Source organism: Haloferula sp. A504 (assembly GCF_044385805.1).
Lineage (GTDB): Bacteria > Verrucomicrobiota > Verrucomicrobiia > Verrucomicrobiales > Akkermansiaceae > Haloferula.
In genome coordinates this window covers 15,110-32,677 of record NZ_JBISBU010000043.1, presented here as the reverse complement: position 1 = coordinate 32,677, position 17,568 = coordinate 15,110, and the positions used below count along the sequence as shown (strand labels likewise).

Annotated in this window: 18 protein-coding genes; 8 read left to right on the top strand and 10 right to left on the bottom strand. The window is 65.4% G+C overall.

What is annotated here, in order from left to right:
* Window positions 1-41: 41 nt before the first annotated feature.
* The 5 genes from ACG2LG_RS17265 to ACG2LG_RS17245 are packed head-to-tail and all read right to left on the bottom strand — an operon-like array spanning window position 42 to window position 3,588.
* On the bottom strand, window positions 42-716 hold the full coding sequence (locus ACG2LG_RS17265) for a CPBP family intramembrane glutamic endopeptidase (RefSeq protein ID WP_396261071.1): 675 nt from the start codon (window positions 714-716) through the stop codon (window positions 42-44).
* A 31-nt stretch (window positions 717-747) separates the two neighbouring features.
* Window positions 748-1,566, bottom strand: coding sequence for a patatin-like phospholipase family protein (locus tag ACG2LG_RS17260; RefSeq protein WP_396261069.1), 819 nt, complete (start codon window positions 1,564-1,566; stop codon window positions 748-750).
* Window positions 1,559-2,563: a lysylphosphatidylglycerol synthase transmembrane domain-containing protein gene (locus ACG2LG_RS17255; RefSeq protein ID WP_396261067.1), complete on the bottom strand. Its 1,005-nt coding sequence runs from the start codon at window positions 2,561-2,563 to the stop codon at window positions 1,559-1,561. The genes ACG2LG_RS17260 and ACG2LG_RS17255 overlap by 8 nt, the downstream gene beginning before the upstream one ends.
* A gap of 25 nt (window positions 2,564-2,588) precedes the next feature.
* The gene (locus tag ACG2LG_RS17250; protein ID WP_396261065.1) at window positions 2,589-2,843 is read right to left on the bottom strand and encodes an acyl carrier protein; all 255 of its coding nucleotides are present in this window, start codon (window positions 2,841-2,843) and stop codon (window positions 2,589-2,591) included.
* Window positions 2,844-2,862: 19 nt separating this feature from the next.
* Complete coding sequence (locus ACG2LG_RS17245; RefSeq protein ID WP_396261064.1) at window positions 2,863-3,588, bottom strand: SDR family oxidoreductase; 726 nt, start codon at window positions 3,586-3,588, stop codon at window positions 2,863-2,865.
* Between the two features lie 196 nt (window positions 3,589-3,784).
* Between ACG2LG_RS17245 and ACG2LG_RS17240 the strand changes: the two genes are divergently transcribed.
* Window positions 3,785-4,471, top strand: a complete 687-nt coding sequence (locus tag ACG2LG_RS17240) for a FadR/GntR family transcriptional regulator (RefSeq protein WP_396261062.1) — start codon at window positions 3,785-3,787, stop codon at window positions 4,469-4,471.
* A gap of 296 nt (window positions 4,472-4,767) precedes the next feature.
* Here the strand turns inward: ACG2LG_RS17240 and ACG2LG_RS17235 are convergent, their stop codons facing one another.
* The 4 genes from ACG2LG_RS17235 to ACG2LG_RS17220 form a co-directional block, all read right to left on the bottom strand.
* Window positions 4,768-5,742 (bottom strand): hypothetical protein, encoded by a 975-nt coding sequence (locus ACG2LG_RS17235; RefSeq protein WP_396261060.1) that lies wholly within the window; start codon window positions 5,740-5,742, stop codon window positions 4,768-4,770.
* A gap of 67 nt (window positions 5,743-5,809) precedes the next feature.
* On the bottom strand, window positions 5,810-6,853 hold the full coding sequence (locus ACG2LG_RS17230) for an AsnC family transcriptional regulator (RefSeq protein ID WP_396261059.1): 1,044 nt from the start codon (window positions 6,851-6,853) through the stop codon (window positions 5,810-5,812).
* Window positions 6,854-7,106: 253 nt separating this feature from the next.
* The gene (locus tag ACG2LG_RS17225; protein ID WP_396261057.1) at window positions 7,107-7,532 is read right to left on the bottom strand and encodes a hypothetical protein; all 426 of its coding nucleotides are present in this window, start codon (window positions 7,530-7,532) and stop codon (window positions 7,107-7,109) included.
* Window positions 7,533-7,838: 306 nt separating this feature from the next.
* Window positions 7,839-8,186 (bottom strand): hypothetical protein, encoded by a 348-nt coding sequence (locus tag ACG2LG_RS17220; protein WP_396261056.1) that lies wholly within the window; start codon window positions 8,184-8,186, stop codon window positions 7,839-7,841.
* Between the two features lie 195 nt (window positions 8,187-8,381).
* Here ACG2LG_RS17220 and ACG2LG_RS17215 point away from each other — a divergent pair, with 195 nt between their 5' ends.
* The 3 genes from ACG2LG_RS17215 to ACG2LG_RS17205 all read left to right on the top strand — a co-directional run bounded on the left by ACG2LG_RS17215 (window position 8,382) and on the right by ACG2LG_RS17205 (window position 12,450).
* Window positions 8,382-9,272, top strand: a complete 891-nt coding sequence (locus ACG2LG_RS17215; protein WP_396261054.1) for an EamA family transporter — start codon at window positions 8,382-8,384, stop codon at window positions 9,270-9,272.
* An 81-nt stretch (window positions 9,273-9,353) separates the two neighbouring features.
* Window positions 9,354-11,156, top strand: a complete 1,803-nt coding sequence (locus ACG2LG_RS17210) for an adenylate/guanylate cyclase domain-containing protein (RefSeq protein ID WP_396261052.1) — start codon at window positions 9,354-9,356, stop codon at window positions 11,154-11,156.
* A gap of 64 nt (window positions 11,157-11,220) precedes the next feature.
* Window positions 11,221-12,450 carry a 4-hydroxy-3-methylbut-2-enyl diphosphate reductase gene (locus tag ACG2LG_RS17205; protein ID WP_396261050.1) on the top strand — a complete coding sequence of 410 codons (1,230 nt, stop codon included), beginning with the start codon at window positions 11,221-11,223 and terminating at the stop codon, window positions 12,448-12,450.
* Between the two features lie 18 nt (window positions 12,451-12,468).
* Here ACG2LG_RS17205 and ACG2LG_RS17200 read toward each other — a convergent pair whose 3' ends face one another.
* Window positions 12,469-14,139, bottom strand: coding sequence for a tetratricopeptide repeat protein (locus tag ACG2LG_RS17200; RefSeq protein WP_396261048.1), 1,671 nt, complete (start codon window positions 14,137-14,139; stop codon window positions 12,469-12,471).
* 197 nt (window positions 14,140-14,336) lie between these two features.
* Here ACG2LG_RS17200 and ACG2LG_RS17195 point away from each other — a divergent pair, with 197 nt between their 5' ends.
* The 4 genes from ACG2LG_RS17195 to ACG2LG_RS17180 all read left to right on the top strand — a co-directional run bounded on the left by ACG2LG_RS17195 (window position 14,337) and on the right by ACG2LG_RS17180 (window position 17,530).
* Window positions 14,337-15,263, top strand: a complete 927-nt coding sequence (locus ACG2LG_RS17195) for a tetratricopeptide repeat protein (RefSeq protein ID WP_396261046.1) — start codon at window positions 14,337-14,339, stop codon at window positions 15,261-15,263.
* Window positions 15,264-15,277: 14 nt separating this feature from the next.
* Entirely contained in the window at window positions 15,278-15,781 is a 504-nt protein-coding gene (lptE, locus tag ACG2LG_RS17190) for an LPS assembly lipoprotein LptE (RefSeq protein ID WP_396261044.1), read from the top strand.
* Between the two features lie 68 nt (window positions 15,782-15,849).
* Complete coding sequence (gene rsmI / locus ACG2LG_RS17185) at window positions 15,850-16,524, top strand: 16S rRNA (cytidine(1402)-2'-O)-methyltransferase (protein ID WP_396261043.1); 675 nt, start codon at window positions 15,850-15,852, stop codon at window positions 16,522-16,524.
* Between the two features lie 82 nt (window positions 16,525-16,606).
* Window positions 16,607-17,530 (top strand): sugar phosphate isomerase/epimerase family protein, encoded by a 924-nt coding sequence (locus ACG2LG_RS17180; protein ID WP_396261041.1) that lies wholly within the window; start codon window positions 16,607-16,609, stop codon window positions 17,528-17,530.
* The last annotated feature ends 38 nt before the right edge of the window (window positions 17,531-17,568 follow it).

The following is a 17,568-nucleotide window of genomic DNA, read 5'->3' as shown; positions in this document are numbered from 1 at the left end:
ACAACTCGAAAAGCGGAGGCACGCCTCCGCGGTCCAAATCCTCAGAAAATCAGCCACCAGCCGATCACAAAGATCGGGACGTCGACGATCGCGTGGCTGACCCAGCAGGGCCATACCGAACGGTAACGCAGGTAGAGCCAGCTCCACAGCAGGCCCCCGACGAAAACACCGAGCGAGGCCAGCGCCGTGACCCTCCAGTCGAACTGCGCCCACAGCGCGAAGATGTGATGCAGGGTGAAGCCGAAGGCCGATGCCACCACCGCCGCCTTGCCGCCGATCAGCTTCTCGAACTGGCGGAACACGAACCAGCGCCACACGTATTCCTCCACCAACGAATTCACCGTGATCCAGTAGATCGCGGCGCCGATGAACACGACCGGGTTCGCCAGGCCCGTGAGTTCGGCGCGCTCCCGGATCATTCCGGAGTCGATCCAGCCAAACGGGCGGACCAGGAAATAAGCGCCGAAGATCAGCAGGGAAACTGCGACACCGCTGGCCACCGCCGGACCGAAGCCCCCGTGCTCCGCCGGCGACCGGCTCCACGGCTTCCTTTCGACGAAGCGGTACCAGATCGCCGGCAGGGCCACGATCCACAGTTTCGAGAGCCCGAAAAGCACCTGCCCGACCCCCGACTCCGGCCACCAGAACATCCCCGCCAGCACCCCGAGCGACGGCACGGGCAGGAGCAGGAGCAGGGCTTGGAGCGGACGGGACATCACTGGAATTCTCGTGGCGAAACGTCCGGCCTCAATCGGTGGACTTCGCCCACTGCCGCGCCGTTTCCTTCCCCGACTCAATCATCCTCCTCGCCGATTTGGAACCGTGGAGTGCCTTCGGCTGCGGCAAGCGGGTGGTGAGAAAGACGATTTCCTTCCCCGAAGCCTCGGCGTCCTGCCGCCGCCTGCGCTTCAGTTCGGAGTTCGGAATCGTGTGGCAACAGCCGACCACTTCCGCCAGCGACATCCGCTGCGACCGCTCCAGCGGATAATCGATCTCGTGCACCAGGATCCGGTCCACCCCGGGGTCGTCGAGCCAGTGACTGAACGGAATGGCATCGGAAACCCCGCCATCCGCCAGCCATTCGCCGTCGACGAGCCGGGGACGGTAAAGGACCGGCATCGACATGCTCGCCAACACCAACTCGACGAGAGGCCCCTCGCGTCGAACCTCCCCGCTCCGGCGCGAAAGGTTGGCCACCGCCACCTCAAGGGAGGGATCCGTGATCGCCTCCAGACGCCGGTCGCCGATCAGCCGGCCGAGGCGCTTGCGCATCCGGGTGCCGCCGAAGATACCGTTGGCATAGCTCCAGGTCAGGACTCCCGGCAGCCGCAGCAACACGCCCAGATCGAAGAACGCCCGGCGAAACGACAGGCTGTTGATCTCCCTCTCCAGATCCTCGCCGCGCAGCCCCCCCGCCCACAGCGCCCCCGCCAGCGCGCCGGCCGAGGCCCCGGCGATGCGGCACGGGCGGATGCCGTGCCTCCCGAGTTCATTGAGAAATCCGCAGTGGGCGTAGTGGCCGAGCATCGACGAGGCCAGGCAGATCGCGGTGCGCGCTTCAGACATGACTCCCGGCATTGAGTTCCTTGATCTCCGAGACCTTGACCCGATCCCGCGGGTTGAGGAACAGCAACCCGCCGACCAAGGCCCAGACCAGCGAGCAGAAGAATCCGATCAACCCGGCCGCCACCGCGATGTCGGGCGCCATGCCGGTCAGGTCTTCCATCAGCACCTTCAGCGACGCCTCCCGCACCCCGAGACCGGCGATCGAGAGCGGCAGGGCACCGAGCATGTCGCTCACCGGCATCGCCACCAGCACCGGCTCCAGTCCGACTTCCGAACCCGCCGCCCGCGCACCGCACCAGGTGGTGGCGTAGAAGATCGGCAACATCACGATGGCCACCAGCAGCGAGGTCAGCGCGCGCGGCCAGTCCTTCCGATACATGTCGTAGATCTCCGGGAACCGCCGGAGAAACGCAAAGCGCCCCTCCTTCGCCCGGCCGTGGATCCGGGCGTGCACCGACGGATAGGAAAGGACGAACAGCGTGGTGACGAAGAGCATGCCGCCGATGAAGAAGACCCACGCAAACCTCATGATCGCCTTCGTTTCCACGCTCTGGCTCGCCAGCGCGTCGAAACGCCCGGCCGTCAGCATGAAGAAGACCAGCGCCATCGCCACGAAGCCGACCAGGTGGTCGAACATCACCGTCATGGTGACCGCCATCTTCCGTTCCGGGTGATCGCGGATCAGTAGAATGATCCGGGCCGCATCACCGCCGAGACCGCCGACGGCCGCGAGGTTGAAGAGATTGCCGATGAGGGTCAGCTCGGTCGCCCGCCACAAGGACACGCGGACGCCGGCCGCGGCCAGCAGCAGCCACAGGCGCAGGGCGGTGAGAAACACGGTCACTCCGGCCAGCGCGATCCCCGGCACCAGCCATTGCCATCCGAGTTCCGACGGACGGGCGAGGATCGAGTCCCTGAAATTCTCCCCCCTCAACGCCCACCAGAGGCAGGCGGCGGTCAACACCAGCTTGAGGGCGAACAGCAGCCACTTCTTCATCGCCCTCGATCCATCGCCGCGGCGCTCAGCCTTCGATGGCCTTGGCGATGGTTTCGACACTCCGGAGGACCTCCTTCGCCTTCTCCGCGTCGCCGACCTTGAGGCCGAAATGCTTCTCGATCGCCACCACCAGTTGCAGCGCGTCCACCGAATCAAGGCCCAGGCCCTCCGCCCCGAAGATCGGCGTGTCGTCGCCGATCTCCTCGGGTTCGAAGTCGAGCATCAACTCCTCGACCATCACTTCCTTGATTTTCTGCCGCAGTTCCGCTCCGTCTGACATGGTCGTAATTCCGTGATCCTCAGAAAATTCCGCCGTCGATCTTGATGGCGCAACCTGTGACGTAGCCTGCATCCTGACAAGCGAGAAAGAAGACCGCCGCGGCCACCTCCTCCGGCTTGCCGAAGCGCCGCATCGGGATGCCTGCCCGGGCCCGCTTGGCGGCTTCGGCATCCATGTGGCCCAGCGCCTCGGTCTCGATGTAGCCCGGGAGCACCGAGTTGACCGTGATCCCGGCCCGGCCGACCTCCTTCGCCAGCGTCTGCGACAAGGCCAAGACCCCGGCCTTTGCGGCGGCGTAGTTGGTCTGCCCGGCCGGCGGCAGCACGGCGCTCAGGGAGGCGATGTTGATGATGCGCCCGAAGCGGTTGCCCATCATTGGCCGGATGACCGCCCGGCAGCCGAGGAAGACCGAGTCGAGGTTGCTTGAGAGCACCGAATCCCAGGCGTCGTCCTCCATGGTCGCCAGCAGGGCGTCGCGGTGCATGCCGGCGTTGTTCACCAGCACATCGATGCGGCCATCGGCATCGACGATGGTCGCGACGGCCGCCTCCCAGGCCTCGCGCGAGGTCACCTCGAGATCGACCAGGCGGCAGCGTCCGTCGAACTCCGCCGCCAATGCCTCGGCGGCCTCCCGGCGCGACCGCACCCCCAGCCACACGCGGGCCTCGGGATCCTTTTCCAGAAAATACCGCCCGATCCCCAGACCGAGCCCGCCGTTGCCGCCGGTGACCAGAATGCTTCTCACGCCCCCATCCTTGCCGCGATGGACCACTTGGCAAGCGTGGCGCAAAGCTCTGCTTTGCGAGTGATCGCAGAAGCTCCGGCTTCGGCGCAGCGAACGGGATACGACCACCGCCACGCCCACCAATGCCGGCGGGACGCCGGCGCTTCCCTGCCTTTCCGCTTCCCGCTTCCCGATTCTCGCCCGACACTTTGCCCGGATGGAACGCCTCAGCGCCAGCATCGCGACCAAGCTCGAGCGCGAGATCCTCGCCGGCAGGCTCCCGCCGGGCGAGCGCTTGCCCTCGGAAGAAAAACTGTGCCAGCGCTTCGATGCCAGCCGCACGGTCATCCGCGAGGCGATCCAGCAACTCCGGGGCCGGGGCCTGCTGCGCACGCTCAAGGGCTCCGGCACGTTCATCGAGATTCCATCGCTGAAGGCCCTCGGCAGCGCGATTGGCACCTACTCCGCCCTGGCCGAAGACGCCGACTTCCACGAACTCATCGATTTCCGCATCGTCATCGAGAGCGAATGCGCCCGACTCAGTGCCGTCCGGGCGGGTGAACGGGCCTTGGAGAAGGTCCGTGCCGCCTTCGCCGAGATGGAACGGGCCGTCGGTGACCGCGCCGCCTTCGCCAAGGCCGACATCGCCTTCCACCGCTCCATTGCCGAAGGCTCGGGCAACCGGATCTACTCCACCCTCCTCGGGGCCCTCGAGAAGCGCTGCATCGAGTATGCCCAGGCGACCCGCGGCGACGACGACTGGTTCGACGGCGTCATCGACCAGCACCGCCGCATCCTCGAGGCCGTCGAAGCCGGCCAGGCCGATCCGGCCGCCGCGGCGATGCACCGGCACCTGCTCGAGTCGCGGCGTCGCTTCGTCGACGTGAAGTCGGGAGAGCGCTGAGGCCGCATTCCGAACGAGTGGCAAGTTTCCCCGGGAAAACAAGGGCACTCGGAAGGAATTTCGAATGCCTAATTCCCGAATGCCGAATGGAGTGCTTGGAGAAGACGACCGACCGACGAATCCCGGCGCCATCGTCGAGCGTGCCTGCGGCTCACAGCGCACCAGCAGCCCTCAAGGTTCAACAAGGGCCTTCCCCTCTCCCTTTGACACGACATTCGGCATTCGGCATTCGGCATTGCCCCGACCCGTCTGACCAAAAGCTGCAGTGACACCCGCGCACCGACAGGACGCCGTGCTCAGCGGCTTTCGAAATCGGTCCAGTAAATCCACGCCGCCCGCCGGCCATCCCCGTCGGCCTCGATCTCGATCTCACCTGCCGGGGCAAATTCGACGTCGATCCGGGCCTCGTCGTTCTCCCAATCGAGGGTTTTCTCGAACACCTCCTTGCCATCCGCCTTGATCCGCAGGGTCACGGTCACTTCGGGAAAAGCCCGCCGGACCTTGCCGCGGATCTCACGCGCCGGCCGGTCGGGCTTGAACGAGACGCGCGCTGGTGACGGGGTGACCAGGACATCATCCGCATCCTCTTCATCCCCGCCCGTCAGCAGGCGGCTCCAGAAACCGCGTCCGCCCTTGGCCACCTCACTCAGGGTTCCCACCGGATGCATGCCCTGTTTCTCGACCTTCATTCCCTGCTTGAGCAGCAACTCCCACTCCGCAGGCTTGCCCGCCAGCGCCGCACTGGGCTCGGCGACGGCCCGTTCCCGGGCGGCGAGGATGCCGGCATCCTTCGCCAGGGTCTCCCTCATCCGCTCGACCGCGAGCGCATCATCGATCTTCCCCGCCCGGGTCAGCTCCTTTTCCTCGGCCCGCAGTGCCACCTCCATCTTGTCGGAAAGCTCGATCAAGGTCCCGGCGTGCTGGCGCAGCACCCCGTCGCGGGCGGTCGCGTACTTCGCACGCATGGCCTTCAAATCATCATCCGCCCCGTCCTTGAGCGATGGCAATGAATCCGGCGCTGCCTTCATCGCCTCGATCTCGTCCCGCACCGGCACCACGACCTTGAGGTCGCCGCTCGCCTTGACCTTCTCCAGATGCCGTTCCAGCGCACCGAGGTAGCTGGCCTCAAGCTGCTTGAGTTGCTCGTCGCGGGTTGAATTGGCCTCGTCGTAGCGGGCCATGAAGGAGGTCTGGAGTTTCCCGAGATCCGCTCCGAAACCGGGCGTCATCAGGGCGAAAACAGCGAGAAGAAGGCAGCGGATCGGTTTCATAAGGGGAGCACAATGAGAGATAGAACACCGCTCAACACCAAAGGTTGTGCGAAAAATCCGCCCCGGGCTACCTGAAATCCTCCTCCCACGCCCGTTCCTCCCCGGTGAAGTAGCGGACCCGCACCTTCTTGAATTCCTCGGTCGAGTAGAGTGCCATGCGCTCACGGATTCCGGTTTCCGCCGCGATGGCATCGAGCGTGGCCTCGCACTCCCCGGCGCTCTTGCCGTGGACCATGGTGAAGAGGTTGTAGGGCCAGTCCGGGTAGCTCGGTCGCTGGTAGCAGTGGCTCACCGCCTGGAACTCCGCCATCCGCTCGCCGAGGCGCTGCAGGGCCTCGGCATCGTCCGGCGGTCCGGCCCAGACGCCCATCGCATTCGCCCGGAAACCGGCCTTGCGGTGGTGAAGCACCGCCGCAAACCGCCGCATCCGGCCGTTTCCGAGAAAACGGGCGTGCATCGCCGCCGCCTCGTCAAACCCCATCCCGAGGGTCCCGGCCACCGCAACGAAGGGTTCGGGGACCAGCTCCAGATCCCGCTGCATCAGTCGCACGAACTCGATCTCCGCTCCGGTCAAGGGATCGCTCTCCCGCCGGCTGGCCTCGGTGTAGGCGGGTGCCGCGCGGTCATCCGGCTTCGATTCGTTCCCGACATCGAAGCGGACCCCGATCTTGAAGAGCTTGAGGGTCGGCAGCAAGCGGGTCGACTCCGCCCCGGAAAGCTCGTGGAGACGATCCACCGTGCCCTCCAGCCCCAGCCGGCTGTCCGGCGGAACGGCGATCGTGTACCACAGGTTGAAGTCGTGGTTGCGCAGGTAGTTGTGGCTGACTCCGGGATGGGCGTTGATCACCTGCACCGCGGACTCGATCTTTTCCGGCGCGATCCGGGCGGCGACCAGGCTCGACGCGTAGCCGAGGCTGCGGGTGTCGAAGATCGCGCTGATCTGCCGGATCACCCGCTCCTCCTTCAGCGCCGCGATCCGGTTGAGCGTCTCCGATTCGCTCAGCCCGCAGCGTTCCCCGATCGCCGCGAAGGGCCGGCGGACGAAGGGAATCGACTCCTGCAGGGCCCCCAACAGGGCGGCGTCCTTGCTTTCATCGGCGGCAGCGTTCACGAAAAATGATCATTCGCAGCCATCATCCCAGTGCTGCCCACATCCTCCCAAATGTGGCGCAAGGTTTCACCTTGCGAGCTGCTGCCCGCGCCGCTGGCGTGGGCGCGGAGTCCTGGCACCTTCACCACAGACAGCCTCGCAATCCATCCATGGAATCCCAAGGGCCAAGGGCCCGACAGATACCAGCCCAGGCCAACGGCCTGGGTGGGGCATCACCAGATTTCCGAGAGCTGAAAGCCTGATCCATGCTTCTTCAGTCCCCACCTTTCAGCTGAGCACGAAGCGATCCCGCCGAAATAAAGGCACCCTCATGGGTGATCAAATCATCGATCCGCCAGCCCTCAGATTCGTAGACAAGCCGAACTGATGTAGCTCTGCGATTTCCTTCGTACTGAGTCCCCTCGCCCCAATCGTAGTAAACAGCGACCGTGGCAGAATCGCCATCCTCCGCAACCTCTCCCAGCGAGAACGTCGTGGGGAGATCCCATGAATTGAAGATCGTCCGATTGAACCGATCCTGATTCGCCGGATGTGGCCATGGGTGGTTCGGAGGCGGAGTCCACTCAGCCGCATCCGCGAGACTGTCATCGATCGCCTGACGCAGTTCCTTCGAGAAATAGCGCTTCTTGACGGCTTCATCCGTGAGAATATCGCGCTCACTCTTGAACAGGATCCGCATGAAGTCCCTCGAGACTTCACGAGGTGACCTCAAGTCGGATTCGATTGGCAAGGCGACACACCCGTCTAAGAAAACAGCCACTGCACAAGGGAGCATCCAATCCACCTTCACGCCCGCACCCTAGTCCCTTTTGAGCCTAGTAGAAAAGCGCTGAGTCCCTGCTACAGCCTGTTCGAATCCCGCCCTTGGGAGACCCTGCCGCCACCAAAAATGTGTCAGTCCTTCAGCCCTCGGTATCCTCCCCAATCCATACCCGGGCCGCTGCCCCGGGCTGGTATGTCGCAGGCCTTTGGCCCTTCAACCAATTCACCTGCCGGTATCGAAATTGATCGCCGGACTGACCATCTCCCCTGCAAGGAAGATCGCTGCGATCCCCAGCCCAATCAGCAGCAGCCACCCAAACCCGCGCCATCCACGGGTTGTCAACCAGTAGACAGGGAAAATCACACCTGCCGCAAGGAACCCCCAGTCCGAAGGGAACCCGGGGAGACTCTTCCTCGAATCCCAACTGATCCACCACGCCATAATGTAGCCGATCAGCAGTCGTTGGGATTGCACCGCCGACTGGCCATGAAACTTCCCATCCGAAGAGGCAACGACGTTCATCGTCGCAATGGCCAGGCAGGTCGCGAAAAACCAGAATGGAGGGCTCATCAGCAACCGCTTGCACCACCCCCTCTGCTTCATGCCGACCAATCAACCATTTCTTGAACCAAGCAGCAACAAGGCACCGTTACGCTGGCTCCGTAAAGTCGTGCCTCGGTGCTCCACACGCAGCAGTAGTCTGACTCTCGGAGTTCGATCCGAAATCCCGCTTCCCATCGGCGCGATTCCCGCTAACTCCGCCGGGTGTCCTGGCTCTTGTTGTCCGTCGGATCCGCGCTGCTGCTCGGGTTCTACGATTCGCTCAAGAAAACCGCGCTGCGTGACAACGCGGTAATGCCGGTCCTTTTCGGCGGCGTGGCGGCCTCGGCGCTGGTGTGGATCCCCTTCGCCGCCTGGTCGGCGGTTTCGCCCGGCTCCCTGCCCCACGCCTTCTTCGATGTCGCTTCGATCGGTGGGCGGGAGCATTTCCTGTTGTTTCTCAAGGCCGCACTGGTCGGCACCTCCTGGTGGCTCGGCTACCACGGGCTGAAGTCGCTGCCGCTCTCGATCGCCACCCCGATCCGGGCCACCGGGCCGATGTGGACCATCGCCCTGGCGGTGCTGTTTTTCGGCGAGGCACCGACGCCGCGCCAGTGGGCCGGTGTCTCCCTGATCCTCGTCGCCTTCTTCGTCTTCTCGCTGGTCGGGCGGCGGGAGGGCATCCACTTCCATCGCGACAAGGGCGTGTTCCTGATGATCGGGGCGACGGTGACCGGGGCCGTGTCGGCGCTCTATGACAAGTATCTGCTCCAGACCATCGGCATCGCGCCCTCGGCGGTGCAGGCCTGGTTCACCATCGACCTCGCGCTGCTGCTCGTCCCGGCGGTCATCCTTTCCCGCCGCGGACCCGATCCCCAACCCTTCCGCTGGCACTGGGCGATTCCGGTGATCGGTTTCACCCTGCTGGCGGCGGACATTCTCTACTTCGCCGCCATCAGCCAGCCCGACGCCCTGATCTCGCTGATCTCCCCGGTGCGGCGCAGTTCGGTGATCGTCTCATTCCTGCTGGGCATCTTTCTGTTCCGCGAAAGGCACCGCTACTCGAAGGGGCTGTGCGTGCTGGGGATCATCGCCGGGGTGCTGTTGCTGGCGTAGGCTGAGGAGAGCCGGCCCGGGATGTTTCTTCTCCCGAAATGGGCGGGACAGATCTCCCGCGAGCATGTTGGATGAGGCACCTTGAGCATCCGCTGGAAGCTGTTTCTCTCACTCGTCACCCTCACGGTCGGGTCGAGCGTGCTGGCCTTGTGGCTGGCCGAGCAGGAATTCCGCAACCTGATACGGGAGCGGGTCAACGAACGCTTCGAGGCGCAGGTCAAGGGCTTGCTCGATGCGCGCCGTGAGCGTCTCGACAAGGTGCGGGATGTCTGCTCGGAGCTGGCGGCGCACGAGTCGGTCCGACAACGGCTCAAGAACAAGGGGAGTCCACCCCGGGATGGCGAATTCCTGAGATCCTTCGAGGAACTCCGGGGCAAGGGAGATTTCGACCGCTTGCCCGCCGGTCGCCAGAACCCACCCGGCCGAAGCCGGAACCCGAGCCGCGACGTGCCGCTGATGGGCGTGGTGAATCTCGATGGCGAAACGCTCGCCCTGGGGCGCGCCCTTCCCGATCGCGCCAACCGGCGCCGCCGATCCCCCGAACAACTCCGCCGGCTCGCCCGCCAGCCATCCCAGGAGGTCGCCTACGTGGTGGTTGAGAAGGATCGGGGCGGCCCATCGTCCCGGCATGTGCAGGAGGTGGTCGTCACCCCGGTCACCGACGGGAGCGGCACCGCCCTCGGCTGGTTCTTCATGGGCGTCGACGCCCAGACCCGCGACGAGCAGATCTTCGAGCGTGCCGAGTCCCTCTCGGGCCGCGAGGCCCGGGCCGGGCTGGTCGTCGAGGACGAGTGGTTCGTTCCGAGGCTCTCCGAATCGGACAGGAACACCCTCGCCGCCCTTCGCAGCGAGGAGACCTGGACCGACGACCAGCCGGATCTCGTGGAGCTGAATGGCGAGCCCTTCCTTCTCGCCACCGCGAGCCTGAATCCCGACTCACCTCTCGGCCGCGGCTATCAGGTCACGCTGTTTCCGATCGGTTCACTGCTCGACGCCGTGCATGAACTGCGCTGGAAAATCGCCGGGCTCGGACTGCTGGCGACGCTTGCCGCCTCACTGGCCGCGCTGTGGCTCTCGGCCCGCTTCAATCGTCCGATCGCGGCACTGGTCGACGGCACGGAGCGGCTTCGGCGCGGCGAGTTCGACCAAGCGGTCGAGGTGCGCTCGAAGGACGAACTCGGCCACCTCGCCGAGGCCTTCAACCTCATGACCCGCGACCTCGAGCTGAAGGAACGCTATCACGAGGTGCTCGGAAAGGTCAGCGACCCCGCCGTCGCCCGGCGATTGATGGAGGGCAAACTCGAACTCGGGGGCGAAGTGGTCGAGGCCTCGGTCCTGTTCTGCGACATCCGGGGATTCACCGCCCTCACCGACGGCATGCCTCCGGGCGAGGTGATCGATTTCCTCAACGAGCACATGACCGCCCTGACCCGGACGGTCTACGAGCATGGCGGGGTGGTCGACAAGTTCGTCGGTGACATGGTGATGGCCCTCTTTGGAGTTCCGCGGTCCGGCGGTGACGATGCGCTGCGGGCGGCCCGCTGCGCCATCGCGATGCTCGAAGAGCGGCGGGCGCTGGATGAGCGGACCGGGCGCCACGTCGGGATCGGGATCGGGGTGGCCCACGGCCCCCTGGTCGCCGGCTGCATGGGTTCCAGCGACCGACTCAACTACACCGTGCTCGGCGACCGCGTGAACCTCGCCGCCCGCCTCTGCAGCGCGGCGGGCGACGGCGAGGTGCTGGTTGATTCAGCCGTCGCCGGGGCGGCGGGATCGGAATTCGGGGTCGTCGGGCACGAGCCGGTGACGCTCAAGGGCTTCGCCCGACCCGTGGCCGTCCATTCGCTGCGGACTTCCGGCACCACCCCGGAAGCTTCCGGCTGAAAAGCCCGCGCCGGACCGGGCTTTCTCCCCTTGGCAGCGGGACCTTGCGCCCTACATTGCCGGCATGCCGCAACCCGCCGGAAAGGAGAAACGAAAGCGCGTGAACGTGCGCCGACCCGATGTGATGGAAAAAGTCACCGCCGAGGTCGAGAAGCACTACCGCTCGTCAATCGTCGAGAAGATCCGCAACCACGGGGGCGAGCTGACGATCGACAACACCACCGTGCGCCTCGCCCAGCAGTTCGGTTTTTGCTACGGCGTCGAGCGCGCGATCGACCTCGCCTACGCCGCCCGCCGGGTCTTCCCCGAACAGAACATCTACCTGATCGGGGAAATCATCCACAACCCGGAGGTCAACAAGCAGCTCAGCGACATGGGCATCGTCTCGCTGCCCTGGCAGGAGCTGTCCGACGACTACGACAAGCTCGATGCCGAGGACGTCGTCATCGTGCCCGCCTTCGGCGCCCCGACCCACTTCATGGAGAAGATCGCCGACCAGGGATGCTACGTGGTCGACACCACCTGCGGCGACGTGATGAAGGTGTGGCGGCGGGTGAAGACCTACGTGAAGGAGGGCATGACCTCGATCATCCACGGCAAGGCCGGCCATGAGGAAACGGCGGCCACCGCCTCGCGCGCGCTGGGCGACGACGGCAGCGGCCACTACGTCGTGGTGCTCACGCTCGACGACACCGATTTCCTGTGCGGCTACATCCGCGAGGGCGGCGACCGGGAGGCCTTCTACAAGCGCTTCGAGAACGCGCTTTCGCCCGGCTTCGATCCGGACCTGCACCTCAAGCGCGTGGGCGTGGCGAACCAGACGACCATGCTCAAGAGCGAAACCGAGGAGATCCAGCGCCGGGTGAAACAGGCGGTGATCGACCGCGACACCGAGGAGACGAACTTCAAGTTCTTCGACACCATCTGCGGGGCCACCCAGGAGCGCCAGGACGCGCTCTTCGAAATGCTGCGCAAGCCGATGGACCTGCTGCTGGTGGTCGGCGGCTACAACAGCTCCAACACCACCCACCTGGTCGAGATCGGCGAGCAGGAACTGCCGACCTTCTTCATCCGCAACGCCAAGTGCCTCGACGACCTCCAGCAACTGGTTCACTTCGATCTTCACCGGAAGACCGAGATCCAGAGCGACTATCCCTCCGCGCTGCTGGGCGACGGCCCGGCCAGGATCGGGGTCACGGCCGGCGCCTCGTGCCCGAGCAACCTCATCGAGGACACCATCCTGCGCGTCTTCGAGATGCGCGGCATCGCGGCCGAACGGGTGCGGAGTGCCTGACGGCTCCGCCGGTCCAGTCTACTCGTCGGCAAGCCGCTCGATTTGCCCGCGCACCGTTTCGGCATCCTCCTCCATGCCCTTGCGCTCGAAGATGGCCAGCAACCGGCCCAGCAACTCGAAGTCGTTGGGATACTCATCGAGGCCCTCGAGCAGCACCTCGACGGCTCGCTCGTCATTCCCGGCGTCGACGTAGTACTCGGAAAGCCGGCATTCCATCGGCAGCAGCACCGATGGCGGCATCATCAAGGTCGCCCGGACCTGGCGGTCCGCGGCGGAACGATACCAGTTGTAGGCCCCACCGCGCTCGCCCGCCGGCAGGGTCATCGTCAGCAGGCCGCGGAACTCGCTGACCATCACCTCGAAGGCCTTGAAGGCACGCAGCCAGTGGGAAACCTCGCCGGCCGCCTGGGCCACACCGCGGGTCTTGACGAAGTTCTCGCCGATGCGGGTCAGATCGCGGGAGACCTCGCGTGCCGCATCGAGTTCACCCTTCTCCAGGGCGAACCGCCCGGCTGCGAGCGACGAATGAACCTGGTAGGACCACAGCGCGAGCGACTTCCTGCCATGCTCCGCGACCTCGTCGAGGGGAGGCAGGACCTTGGTCGCGCGACGCATGTCCCCGGGATCGCCCCGCCGCATCAGAATTCGGATCGGCAGGCTCTTGCCCTCCCACATGAGCATCCGGGCCCCGTTGGAAGTGGCCAGATCGAGCGGCACCTCGATCGCGGAGATTCCATCGGCAATCGCCAGCGCCGTCTCGTACTCGCCCTTCGATGCCAGGGCCACGGCGCGGTAGGCCTCCGATTTCGTCCACGACGGGCAATGCACCGCCTTCTGGCCATTGTCGCGCATCCAGGTCGAGTACAAGTCCGCCGCGTGGCCGAAGGCATTGGCCGCGCGGGTGTGATTCCCGCAGCGCCACTCGTAGTGGCCCAGCAAATGAAAATAGGGCGGATACTCCGGCGCGTCGGCAGCCAGCTGACGCGCCATCTCGAGGTCCTTTTCAAGCGAAGCCGCCTCGGCCCGCATCGCAAGATAGGCGTACCGCAGCCAGGTCAGCTCCGGGTTCTTCTCGATAGCCTCCGCCACCTCGGCCTCGGAGCGTTGCTGATCCGGAGTCGGCTCACCGGTCAGGTCGTAACCGCCACGGTTGAGCAGACTTTTCAGGAGCGTGAGTTGCGGGTCGCCGGGAAATTCGCGGGACGCCTTGGCAAAGGCATCCCCGGCCGCGACCGCGCCCTCGGTGAGCAACTTGGTCAGGGCGAAGACGTAGCGTTTCTCCAGGTCGGTGCCGACGCCCTGGTCGACCAGCGCGAGCATCCGGTCCAGCGCCGCGCGGCGCTGCTCGTCCATGTCCAGATTGCCGTGCACCAGGGAGAGGGCGATGCCCCAGTGCGCCATCAGGCAGTCCGGGTCCGCCCGGAGGGCCATGCAAAAGTGCCGGTAGGCCTCGAAGTCCCAGCCGGTGTGCAGGCAGACCATCCCGTGGCGCACCGACTCCTGCGCCCGTTGGTCGGTCGAACTGATCGCCATCACCACTCCCTTGGGCACCGCCGGTGGCGTCGGCGGCGGCAGCAGCGCGCGCTCGGAAATCAGGTCCTCGGCCGTGGGCAACTCCACCGGTTCCTGCTTCGCCTCCTGCGCAAGGCAGGCGGTGGCGAGGATGGACGCAATCAGCACGGGGCGCATGGCCAGACGATGCGAGCACCCGTCTTCCGGACCAAGCAAAATGAACGCTCCCCCGCCGCCGCCCGAGCCGTCGCATGGCCGGGACCGGGGCGGGCCGGCCAGGACCGCCCGGTGCCGGGCGGTGCCTGAAACGCGGGATTCGACCGGGCCCCGATTTTCGCTTCCCGCACCCGCCCGACCCCCTTAGCGTTCCGTCCATGCGCCAAATCCTTTTCCTGCTCCCGCTGGCGGCATTGCTCGCCGCGTGTGGCGGCAACGACGACCTGCCGCCGATGGTCGGCTCCGGAGCGACCGACAACACCCGGGCCGAGGCCCTCTACCAGCAGGCGAAAACCGCGGAAGATGCCGGCAAAACCAAGAAGGCGATCAAGCTCTACGAGGAGTTGGCCGACGAGATCGCCTACTCCGACCGGGCCGCCGAGGCCCGTTTCCGGCAGGCCCAGCTGCTCGAGCAGCAAGGCGAGACCCTCGATGCCTTCGACGCCTATCAGAAGCTGATCGCCCAGCGCACCGGCAGCGGCTATTACAAGCAGGCCTTTGATCGCCAGAGTGCCCTGGCCTTCTCCGCCGCCGACGGCGACATCTCCGACAGTTTCTTCGGCATCAAGTCCGGGCTCGCGGCCAACAAGGTCATCGGCATGCTCCAGAAGGTCGCCGACAATGCGCCCCGGTCACCGGTTGCCGCCGAAGCCGACTACCGGATTGGTGAAATCCACGTGCGCGACGGAAAGGTCAACGAGGCGGTGGTCGCCTTCCGCGAAGTCGTCGAGAACTACCCGACCTCACCCCAGGCGCCCGAGGCCCAGTTCCGCATCGGTGAGATCCTGCTGGAAGAAGCGAATGAAGGAAACCAGGACCAGGCCAACCTCAACCGCGCCAAGGAGGCGCTGCAGGATTACCTGAGCCAGTTCCCGGGCCACAAGCGCAATGCGGAAGCGCGCCGGATGATCTCGAACATCGGGGGACGCGACTTGCAGAACTCCTACGACATCGGCGTCTTTTACGAGAAGAAGGGCGAATACAGCTCGGCCCGCTACTACTACGAGGAAGTGATCCGCAGAACCAAGTCGGGCGAGCTTCACGACAAGGCGCAGGCGCGCCTGAATGCCCTCAACTCCAATTGATCCCCGGTTCACCCATGCGCCTTCTCGCCTCCCTCCTCGCCCTCGCCCTCGTCGGCTGCGCCGGCTACACGCTGGATGGCGCCAAGCCCGCCGCGATGAGCGGGGTCGAATCGATCTCGGTGAAGATGTTCGCCAACGACACCCTTCATCCGCGCGCCGAAGTGATCGCCACCTCCGCGGTCAACGCCGCCTTCGTTCAGGACGGCACCTACCGCATCGCCTCGATCGACGATGCCGACGCCGTGCTCGAGGGCAGGATCGAGGAGATCAAGTACGCGCAGAACCGCGCGACCCGCCTCGACACCCTGCGCCCGGAGGAATTGCAGAACACGGTGACGCTGCAGTGGACCCTGCGGGATTCCAGCGACCCCAGCCGGGTCCTCGCGACCGGCCGCTCGGTGGGGGTGTCGCGCTTCTTCGTCGACTCGAACCTGCAGACCGCGCGCAACAACGCGCTGCCCGATGCCCTGCGCCGGGCCGGCGAAGCCCTCGTTTCCCGGCTGGCGGACGGTTTCTAAGGAGCGCCGGTCATGAAACCGGCTTCGCCTCTCCACCCCAACCCCACCGCTTCGGGAGAATCCCCGCGATGATCTCCCTCGTTCCCACACCGATCGGCAACCTCGGCGACATCACCCGCCGCTCGGTCGAGATCCTCGAAAACGCCGACCGCATCGCCTGCGAGGACACCCGCCAGACCGGCAAGCTGCTGGCCCACCTCGGCATCCGGGGAAAGCCGCTCGTCTCGCTCCACGAACACAACGAGGTCCGGCGCATCCCCGAGCTCATCGCCGCCGCGCAATCGGGTGAAGCGATCGCGGTCGTCAGCGACGCCGGCATGCCGGGCGTGTCCGATCCCGGATACCGGATCGTCCAGGCCTGCCTTGAAGCCGACGTCGAACTCGAGGTGCTTCCCGGACCCTCCGCCGTGCTCACCGCGCTCGTTGGCTCAGGCCTGCCGGTCCACGCCTTTCACTTCCACGGTTTTCTTCCGGTGAAAAAGGGCAAACGCCTCAAGGCGCTTGAGAGTGCCCTCGATGCGGAGGGAACCACGCTCTTCTTCGAGTCCCCGCACCGCATTGTCTCCACCCTCGAAGTCCTTGCCGGTGCCCGTCCCGACGCCCGCTGCTGCGTCGCCCGGGAACTGACCAAGAAGTTCGAGACCTACCACCGCGGGACCGCCGCCGAGTTGCTCGCCCATTTCCAGGCCCACCCGCCCAAAGGCGAAATCGTCTTCCTGCTCAGCGGCGATGCCAAGGGCTGAAACCCAGCCGCCGCGATCATGGAACCCCGGCCATTCGACATTTGGCATTTAACATTCGTCATTTGAGGCGCAGCCTCGCGCCATGCCCGCCTTTTCCACCTGTTGGAACAACTCGCGCCATCACGATGGCGAGGCGATGGTGGACGAAATTCTCGAGCTTGGATTTTCCGAGCTGGAACTCTCCCATGGCATGACCATCGCCAAGCTGCCCGGGCTGCGGAAGGCCTTCGCCGACGGGCGCTTCACCTGCGTCGGGGTGCACAACTACTTCCCCTCGCCCGTCGAGGTCATGATCGACGCGCCCGACGCCTACGAGTTCACCTCGCACCGTTCGTCGGATCGCGAACGGGCGATGGACATGACTTTCAAGACGCTCGAGATCGCCGCCGAGTTCAAGGCTCGCTACGTGGTCCTGCACATGGGATCGGTGCCGATGAAGCCGAAGAAGTGGACCAAGGCCCTGACCGCCATGCTCGCCGACGGCGAGGGCACCTCCCCGGCCTTCGCCAAGCGACGAATCGCCTTCATCAAGAAGCGCGAGAAGGTCGCCCCCCTCTACTACCAGCGGGCGATCGACGCGCTGGAAGCCCTCGCGGAAAAAGCGTCGGAACTCGACCTGGTGCTGGCGGTCGAGTCGCGGTCGCGGTTCGAGGACATGCCGACCGAGCGCGAAATGCTGCGGCTTCAGGAGCACTTCAAGGATCGACCACAGGTGCGCTACTGGCATGACTTCGGCCACGTCCAGCTCAAGCACAACCTCGGACTGCTGGATCACGCCGAATGGCTCGGGGAGGTCTCACCCTACCTCTTCGGCGCCCACGTTCACGACGTCCAATGGCCGGCCCGCGATCATCGCGTCCCGTTCACCGGCGAGCTCGATTTCAAGAGCCTGATTCCGCTTTTCCCCGACGACTGTTCCCTCACCTGGGAACTCTCCCCCACCCGCAAGGCGGAGGAAATCCGCGAGGCCTTCACCGTCTGGAAGCACCTCTTTCCGGGGCGATAGGGACTGTTCAACAGATTGAACCGCGGATTCAGGACTCT

What these genes read in the sequence shown, in the direction of transcription:
- ACG2LG_RS17265 (WP_396261071.1), bottom strand. Translation starts at nt 716, where the DNA reads ATGTCCCGTCCGCTCCAAGCCCTGCTCCTGCTCCTGCCCGTGCCGTCG.
- ACG2LG_RS17260 (WP_396261069.1), bottom strand. Translation starts at nt 1,566, where the DNA reads ATGTCTGAAGCGCGCACCGCGATCTGCCTGGCCTCGTCGATGCTCGGC.
- ACG2LG_RS17255 (WP_396261067.1), bottom strand. Translation starts at nt 2,563, where the DNA reads ATGAAGAAGTGGCTGCTGTTCGCCCTCAAGCTGGTGTTGACCGCCGCC.
- ACG2LG_RS17250 (WP_396261065.1), bottom strand. Translation starts at nt 2,843, where the DNA reads ATGTCAGACGGAGCGGAACTGCGGCAGAAAATCAAGGAAGTGATGGTC.
- ACG2LG_RS17240 (WP_396261062.1), top strand. Translation starts at nt 3,785, where the DNA reads ATGGAACGCCTCAGCGCCAGCATCGCGACCAAGCTCGAGCGCGAGATC.
- ACG2LG_RS17235 (WP_396261060.1), bottom strand. Translation starts at nt 5,742, where the DNA reads ATGAAACCGATCCGCTGCCTTCTTCTCGCTGTTTTCGCCCTGATGACG.
- ACG2LG_RS17225 (WP_396261057.1), bottom strand. Translation starts at nt 7,532, where the DNA reads ATGCGGATCCTGTTCAAGAGTGAGCGCGATATTCTCACGGATGAAGCC.
- ACG2LG_RS17220 (WP_396261056.1), bottom strand. Translation starts at nt 8,186, where the DNA reads ATGAGCCCTCCATTCTGGTTTTTCGCGACCTGCCTGGCCATTGCGACG.
- ACG2LG_RS17205 (WP_396261050.1), top strand. Translation starts at nt 11,221, where the DNA reads ATGCCGCAACCCGCCGGAAAGGAGAAACGAAAGCGCGTGAACGTGCGC.
- ACG2LG_RS17200 (WP_396261048.1), bottom strand. Translation starts at nt 14,139, where the DNA reads ATGCGCCCCGTGCTGATTGCGTCCATCCTCGCCACCGCCTGCCTTGCG.
- ACG2LG_RS17195 (WP_396261046.1), top strand. Translation starts at nt 14,337, where the DNA reads ATGCGCCAAATCCTTTTCCTGCTCCCGCTGGCGGCATTGCTCGCCGCG.
- lptE (WP_396261044.1), top strand. Translation starts at nt 15,278, where the DNA reads ATGCGCCTTCTCGCCTCCCTCCTCGCCCTCGCCCTCGTCGGCTGCGCC.
- rsmI (WP_396261043.1), top strand. Translation starts at nt 15,850, where the DNA reads ATGATCTCCCTCGTTCCCACACCGATCGGCAACCTCGGCGACATCACC.
- ACG2LG_RS17180 (WP_396261041.1), top strand. Translation starts at nt 16,607, where the DNA reads ATGCCCGCCTTTTCCACCTGTTGGAACAACTCGCGCCATCACGATGGC.